This window comes from Nostoc sp. (genome assembly GCF_036919895.1).
GTDB lineage: Bacteria > Cyanobacteriota > Cyanobacteriia > Cyanobacteriales > Nostocaceae > Nostoc.
Map to the genome: position 1 here is coordinate 1 of NZ_JBALBW010000055.1, position 6,271 is coordinate 6,271.

The window sequence follows — 6,271 nt, forward strand, 5'->3', positions numbered from 1 at the left end:
TCGGTATTCGATATTTCTGGTTGTACATTATCATGTCAGCTATTATTGCTGTTAGTGTTATGTTCCCACTATTTCTGCTAGCTAGACACATCAAGCTTACTAAAGAACTTTCTCCCCACAGCATTTCTGAAGCTGCTTAAAGATTCGTTGTTGGTAACTGGAGATGTCACACTAATCAACCCATGATCTGAAAGCTAGACGCACGACTCTACGTTGTTTGAGGTTGCTTGTGTCCTGTTGAGAAGGTATCCCGGCTGAAACCCATTGACACCGAATCCCAGGATATTCCCCAAACAGTTACCCAAGTGGAAAATCCTGTTGCCCAAGTTTGGAAGGGGCTGAAACTGAAAATGCAGCAAGGCTTGGACAGCGCTGGCTCTTTCTACCAAGAGCTTGTCTCTAGAGTTGGCTCTTCTGTTGGGGTGGCTGATGGTGAGCCTTACTGGAATGGCTGCCTGGGGCAATGGCAGGTCTGGGTTAACTTTGCCACGGGATGTACGTCTGTGGTGTGCGATTGGGTGGCGGTGGTTTAGGTCAAAGTAGTTCACTGTTTCATCAAAAGCGTTACTGTGAGTCGGTAATTGTGCAAACCTGAGTTCGATATAGCAGAAACGCTTAAAAATCAATGATAATCAATACTCTATCAATTAGCAATCCTTATTGAGAATAGATAGTCAAAATAAACTAATCCAAAAACTGCTATTTTGGAAAATTAAGTTAAATAATTTACTTCAATAAAAAGGTGATTAAACTAACAAAGCAGGTAAATTTTCGATTTCATTTTTATCTAGCTTTAAAGAGGGTTTTTTCTCTTGAAAAGTATAAGCGATTAAACCTGCAAGCAGATTAACCATAAAATTTTTGACACTTCTATGACGAGAATGAACAATTTGAGAGATATTTTTTAATTGGTCATTAACAGTTTCAATTAACGACCTTTTTCGTAACATCAGTTTTTCCCACAAATCAACTAGCTGATTGTTCATATTTTTCTTAAAGGGAGTGATTAGCTTGATATTATTTGACCAAAGTTCCTGCCATAGTTTTTTAGAAATGTATCCTTTGTCCCCAAAAAGATTACCCCATAAGTTTTGAGTTAAGGTTGGAACTGGTACTCGGTCATCTGTATTTCCAGGAGTTATTTGAAAAGCTAATAACTCCCCTTGGTCATTAATGATTAAATGAAGCTTGAACCCAAAATACCAAGCGACAGAACTCTTTCCCCAACCTGATAAGCCTCTAAATACCTTATTTCTTTTCGCTCGGTTTGGATGACAAATTGGAATAGATGTACTGTCAATAAAACTAATGCCAGTGATTTGACCTTTACGAGAATTTAAGTATAATGCCCTTCAAGTTTTGCTCTTTCGCGGTCTTGCTGATAAAGTGGTTCTAATCTCATAATTAACTCTCTATCATCTGATTCTAAATTTTGATTAACTCTTAAATTCTGGCGCAGGTTGTAAACTAATTCTAGCGTTGCTTGCCTGTATGGGTGATTCAATGGTAATGCTGATAATTCTACAATTGCCTGTGACTGCACGCTCCCCCTGCCAAGAATTCTTAGCCACAACGTTTCTGGTGTTTGCGGTAGTTGATGTATAGCTACAATTGCTGTCCGTAGAGCATCACCTAAAAAGTATACTCCTGACAACCACCCCGATTTCTGATTAACATTAAAGCTCGATAGTATTGCTGGGGATGCAGTTGGACTAAGAACCCATAGTTTCGGAATATCTGACTCTTGGAGTCTGGTTTTATTCGCTTTAGCATCTCGCCGTAATCCAGCTTTTACTTCTAATAATTTTTGAATACAATCGCAAATTTCATCACTAGAAGCTGCATTGCGAAATGGTTCTAATATAGCCGGAAATTCGGCAAATCTTCCAAGTAGCCCTAGCACTTCTAAATTAGAGCTTTGCTGAGAATAAGGAGTAAATAGCACATCAATTTCTTTGATCTCTCCTGATATTTTTGATGATGACTTTACTTCCCCATAAGGTTTTAACAGTTCTTCTAGATAATCTTTGGCAAATTCGTCATGTACAAATCGAGTCATTCAATTTAGTTGATTTGAAATTAATTTGAAGTGATTAATAATATTTTATCTTGATTTACAACCCATTTTAATCATATCTGAAAGGCTGGAAGAGGCTAAAGCTGAAAATGCACTACTGAGCCACACTGTACAAGGCGATGCGAGAGCTAAGTCATCAGCGATCGCGGTCGTTCATGTCAGCACAAAGTTATTCATCCTCATCTTCCTCCTTTTCATAATCTGCATAATCTGCATAGTCTTTCCCGTGTTGTTCATACCACAAACGTTCTTCTTCTTGAGCCGCCTCTCGCTGTATCCTTTTCCGCTCTGCCATCTCTGCTTCTAGGCGTTCTTGCTCTAATTTCTGCTTCTCAAACCGCTCTCTCAAAAGCTTTTCTCGCTCTTGGGTTTCTTGCTCTACCCTCTCCCTCTCAAGTTTGATTAATCGCTGCTCAACTCGTCCACAGTAAAAATCTAATGCTTTACCCGTCGCCGCTCCGGTAACTGTACCACCCACTAGAAAGATGAGTCCGGTTCTCCAGCCTTCAATTGGGCCACCGCTCCACTGCAAACTTTTTTGATTGAACCACACCAGCACAGAAAAGACAAAAATTCCAACCACTGTGTTGATAAGAGCGAAAATTCTAGGTGTCATTTCAGTCTGTCGCAGTACCAGCCACTGTCCTAGCCAGAGTATTGCACCAAAGATGACAGCCGCGATCCCGCTCATCACCAAATGATCTGGATATTTGAACGGATCTAGCGTCATGTTAATGATCAATGGTGTAAATATCAGCGCACAGAGCAAAAAGCCAATGAATAAGCCAGCAACACTTATCAGGCTCCAGTAACGACCCAGATAACCAAGGCGGAATTCCAATATCCACTCTTGTACGGGAAGCATTGTGACGTAAAACGCGATTCCTGCACTGACGTAATCGAGCATTGGCTGTTCTATTTAATAATTATTAACATCGCCTAAAACTGGACGCATAAATGATCGCTCATAACTGACAATGCACTTTGTTCGACGTGCAAACTCATACGCTTCCTGACAAGCTAAATCTTGCTGGGAATCTATTCGGTATTGCTCGTATGCTGCAAGGCTAGGGAAACTGAACAGAGCTACGGCAATATTATTAGCTCCTTCATGTGGAAGAAAGTACCCATGATGGTTTCCACCGAATTTTTCTACCAACGGTATCCACATAAGTCCGTATGCTTCAAAATCCGAAATTTTGTCAGGGTCAATAACGTAACGCAAATAGCAAGTAATCATATCAATCTGCTTTAAGAACTTTTCTCTTCATCAGTCACCTCTGGTAGTTTTTTCTCCCAAAATAATGCCTTGCCCATCTGAGGATTTAGCTCATAGCCACTGAATCCGCACGCCTTGTATGCTGACTGAGCAACATGGTTTCTTTCCAGTACCTCTAGCGTGAGTTTGCAGCACCCCAAATCGAGTGCGATTTCCTCCGCTTTCTGTAGCAGCAGTTTGGACAAACCTCTACCACGGTAGGATAAAGCAACAATGACATCGTGAATATTAAGTAATGGCTTACACGCGAAGGTAGAGAATCCTTCCAAGCAGACAACAAGCCCTGCGGGTTCGGCATCGACAAAGGCAAGAATAACATGAGCCGTTTTTCTCTTTGCAAGCTCTGCTCTTAGATTTGCTTTAACGTAGTCAGACAGACCTTTACCACCACCCATCGGGTCGAGCGCATACTCATCCATTAATTTAACCATAGCCTCCGCATGAGCAGGGATACTAAGGTCTGCTTCAACAATTTCAATCATCTATTAATTGTCACCACACTATCCTTTATTTTTCCATTATCAAATAAAGGAAACACAGCCGGATAATCTGTTTCATCTGCCAAATAATTTTTCGGCTCGATATTGTGAATATATTTGATAAGGCTGGGCTTTTTATTCCCTGTAGGTGCTTTATTTACGGTTCATTTCATAAGTAAACCTCTTATGAGCAGGATAAAACATGGATACAGCCTCGATTAGCTTACATCTAGAAAAAGTGACGGAAGACCAAGCCGAGACACTGTATTTATACCTCAGCGACCCTATTTTATACGAGTATTTAGAAGATGAAATACCGACTCTCACCGAGCTTAAGCAAAAGTTTAAGTTCGCTGCACTGGAAAAATCACCAGACAATGACACTATGACTTGGCTCAAGTGGGTGGCGATACTTCCCCAAGGCCAGTTTGTTGGAGTTGTCGAGATAGGTATTTTCGATGATGCATACGCAGAAATCGGCTTCATGACTTTTGCGAACTTCCATAAACAGGGGTATGCACCTGCTTACTGCTCAAAAGCAATCGCTCTTGCCCAAGAGCGATTCGACTTTCCTGCTCTATACGCTTCAGTGAACGAGCAAAACTATGCCTGCCGTAAGGTGCTATTGAAGCTTGGGTTTGATCTGTACAAAGTTAATAAGAACACAGAGTTCGTTCAGGGTAAACTTTCCGACGAACTCATTTACCGTTTGACCTTTTCTAACTCCAACTGAGCAAGGAAGTGTCGCTTGTACTTCTAAATCAAAGGTTATCCTGATTTTAGGTGAATTTTGGGAGATAATAAAAGATGAATGCGAAAAAAATTGTTATTGTAACAGCAGCGAGTCGTGGAATTGGTGCAGGGTGTGCGCGGCACTTAGCGAGTCAAGGATATACGGTTGCATTGATGGCGCGAAGTGAAAGTGTTTTAGATTTAGCACAAGAACTTGGCGGAATTGCTGTACAAGGTTCAATGTCTAAACTACAAGATTTAGAGCGATTAGTTCAGACCACATTGGATAAGTTTGGTCGAATTGATGCGGTCGTAAATAGTTTTGGTGATCCCCCGCGCCTTGATTTACTCAACATTTCTGATGAGATGTGGTGCGAGAATTTTGAGATGTTGTTTCTGAGCGTGGTTCGCATCGCAAAACTGGTGACAGAAACGATGCGTCAACTTGGGGGTGGTGCGATCGTTAACATTTCCGCAAGCGATTCTCAAGAACCAACACTTGGAACTCCTTTCAGTGGAACACTTCGTGCCGCAATGGAAGGATTCACCAAACTCTATGCCAAGCGATATCGGGCTGATCATATTCGCATGAACTCAATCGCTCCTTTCTTTGTTGCCGATAACCTTGAAGAATTAGAAGGCTGGAACGTTCCTGATGATTTGATGTGGGGTCGTCCAGCTACCTATGCAGAACTCGCTAAAACGGTTAGCTTTTTAATATCAGATGATGCTAAGTTCATTACAGGAACCACCCTCAAAGTCGACGAGGCTCGTTCATCTGGAATTTAATTACATAACCTCTCCATAGTAAAGGTTACAGAAAAACAAGGGCAACTTAAATATACCGCTCGTTGCCAGGTAACTTAACAAAAGATGCTGATAATTGGAAAACCATCAAACTGGAAGAGACTTGAAACTTTTACTGATGCTTAACCCATAGCAAATAGCTTCCCGTGCAGATTTCATATCAAGCCAACTTGCGCGATCGCTTCAACCTACTTTTGAGAGCCACTATCTCGCATCTCTATTGCGAGGTAAAAGCTAGAATTTGCGATCGCACTTCCCAAACCTCGACCGAGCAATCATCTTGCTCGGTCGCAGCTAGATCAATAGAAAAGTATGAGTCAGTTTTATCTCATCCACACAATGCCAGAAGGTGTATAACGATTCTGTTGAGCAGGCTGTCAATAACCTCGAACTCAGCATCAAAGAACTTTGACAGTCCACGACTCAAAATCTGCTCTGATTAAGAAACTACCGCAGGTTTTGACCAAACATAAGGTTGAAAAGCCTTATCTAAAGGAGTTTTAGCAATGTGGTTAGTGTAGTTGTGGATAATTTTCACAGCAATTCCTAAAATGACTTCCAAAACCTGCTGCTTTGTGTAACCTGCTGCTAGAAACTCTTCAATTTTTGGCTCATTCACCCAACCTCGCGCCTCAATCATCTGCTTAGTGAATAGCATCGCTACACCTGATTTGCTTGGTGAACTCAACAACTTAGCTAAACCAGGAATTGTGGTCACTCGAATCTATCTTTGTAAGTCTATTTGTTGTGTTTGAGATTTAGCTAGTATTTTATCTATCTGACTATTCGCATCCTCAAAAGTTTGCAATATCTGTGGAGTTAGTTTATTAGTCTGCACCTGACCCGATTGCAAGTTTAAAATTACCTCTCCATTTTTCTGTGAAATAGTTAAATCCC

8 protein-coding genes and 2 pseudogenes are annotated in these 6,271 nt (G+C 41.1%); 4 read left to right on the top strand and 6 right to left on the bottom strand.

The genetic code is table 11. From position 1 onward, the window contains the following. The first annotated feature begins 5 nt into the window (after window positions 1-5). Together V7K55_RS27505 and V7K55_RS09815 are read left to right on the top strand one after the other, a co-directional pair. Complete coding sequence (locus V7K55_RS27505; RefSeq protein ID WP_442949080.1) at window positions 6-140, top strand: DUF2834 domain-containing protein; 135 nt, start codon at window positions 6-8, stop codon at window positions 138-140. A gap of 87 nt (window positions 141-227) precedes the next feature. Then, on the top strand, window positions 228-533 hold the full coding sequence (locus V7K55_RS09815) for a hypothetical protein (protein ID WP_334830636.1): 306 nt from the start codon (window positions 228-230) through the stop codon (window positions 531-533). A gap of 213 nt (window positions 534-746) precedes the next feature. Here the strand turns inward: V7K55_RS09815 and V7K55_RS09820 are convergent. The 5 genes and pseudogenes from V7K55_RS09820 to V7K55_RS09840 all read right to left on the bottom strand — a co-directional run. After that, a pseudogene (locus tag V7K55_RS09820) lies at window positions 747-1,343 on the bottom strand (IS982 family transposase); the annotation flags it as partial. Window positions 1,344-1,348: 5 nt separating this feature from the next. Next, window positions 1,349-2,059, bottom strand: a pseudogene (locus V7K55_RS09825) (DUF4351 domain-containing protein); the annotation flags it as partial. Between the two features lie 187 nt (window positions 2,060-2,246). Continuing rightward, window positions 2,247-2,984, bottom strand: a complete 738-nt coding sequence (locus V7K55_RS09830) for a hypothetical protein (protein ID WP_334830638.1) — start codon at window positions 2,982-2,984, stop codon at window positions 2,247-2,249. Between the two features lie 12 nt (window positions 2,985-2,996). Beyond that, complete coding sequence (locus V7K55_RS09835; protein WP_322687328.1) at window positions 2,997-3,317, bottom strand: NIPSNAP family protein; 321 nt, start codon at window positions 3,315-3,317, stop codon at window positions 2,997-2,999. Between the two features lie 11 nt (window positions 3,318-3,328). Further along, window positions 3,329-3,838, bottom strand: a complete 510-nt coding sequence (locus V7K55_RS09840) for a GNAT family N-acetyltransferase (RefSeq protein ID WP_334830642.1) — start codon at window positions 3,836-3,838, stop codon at window positions 3,329-3,331. Window positions 3,839-4,037: 199 nt separating this feature from the next. Between V7K55_RS09840 and V7K55_RS09845 the strand changes: the two genes are divergently transcribed. Together V7K55_RS09845 and V7K55_RS09850 are read left to right on the top strand one after the other, a co-directional pair. After that, entirely contained in the window at window positions 4,038-4,568 is a 531-nt protein-coding gene (locus tag V7K55_RS09845; RefSeq protein ID WP_334830644.1) for a GNAT family N-acetyltransferase, read from the top strand. Between the two features lie 74 nt (window positions 4,569-4,642). Further along, window positions 4,643-5,356 (top strand): SDR family oxidoreductase, encoded by a 714-nt coding sequence (locus V7K55_RS09850; RefSeq protein ID WP_334830646.1) that lies wholly within the window; start codon window positions 4,643-4,645, stop codon window positions 5,354-5,356. A gap of 457 nt (window positions 5,357-5,813) precedes the next feature. Here the strand turns inward: V7K55_RS09850 and V7K55_RS09855 are convergent, their stop codons facing one another. Next, a complete protein-coding gene (locus V7K55_RS09855; RefSeq protein WP_334830648.1) occupies window positions 5,814-6,092 on the bottom strand; it encodes a carboxymuconolactone decarboxylase family protein in 279 nt (92 codons plus the stop codon). Window positions 6,093-6,271 lie beyond the last annotated feature (179 nt).

Excerpts from the sequence above, each read along its gene's own strand:
- V7K55_RS09830 (WP_334830638.1), bottom strand. The coding sequence starts at position 2,984 with ATGCTCGATTACGTCAGTGCAGGAATCGCGTTTTACGTCACAATGCTT.
- V7K55_RS09835 (WP_322687328.1), bottom strand. The coding sequence starts at position 3,317 with ATGATTACTTGCTATTTGCGTTACGTTATTGACCCTGACAAAATTTCG.
- V7K55_RS09840 (WP_334830642.1), bottom strand. The coding sequence starts at position 3,838 with ATGATTGAAATTGTTGAAGCAGACCTTAGTATCCCTGCTCATGCGGAG.
- V7K55_RS09845 (WP_334830644.1), top strand. The coding sequence starts at position 4,038 with ATGGATACAGCCTCGATTAGCTTACATCTAGAAAAAGTGACGGAAGAC.
- V7K55_RS09850 (WP_334830646.1), top strand. The coding sequence starts at position 4,643 with ATGAATGCGAAAAAAATTGTTATTGTAACAGCAGCGAGTCGTGGAATT.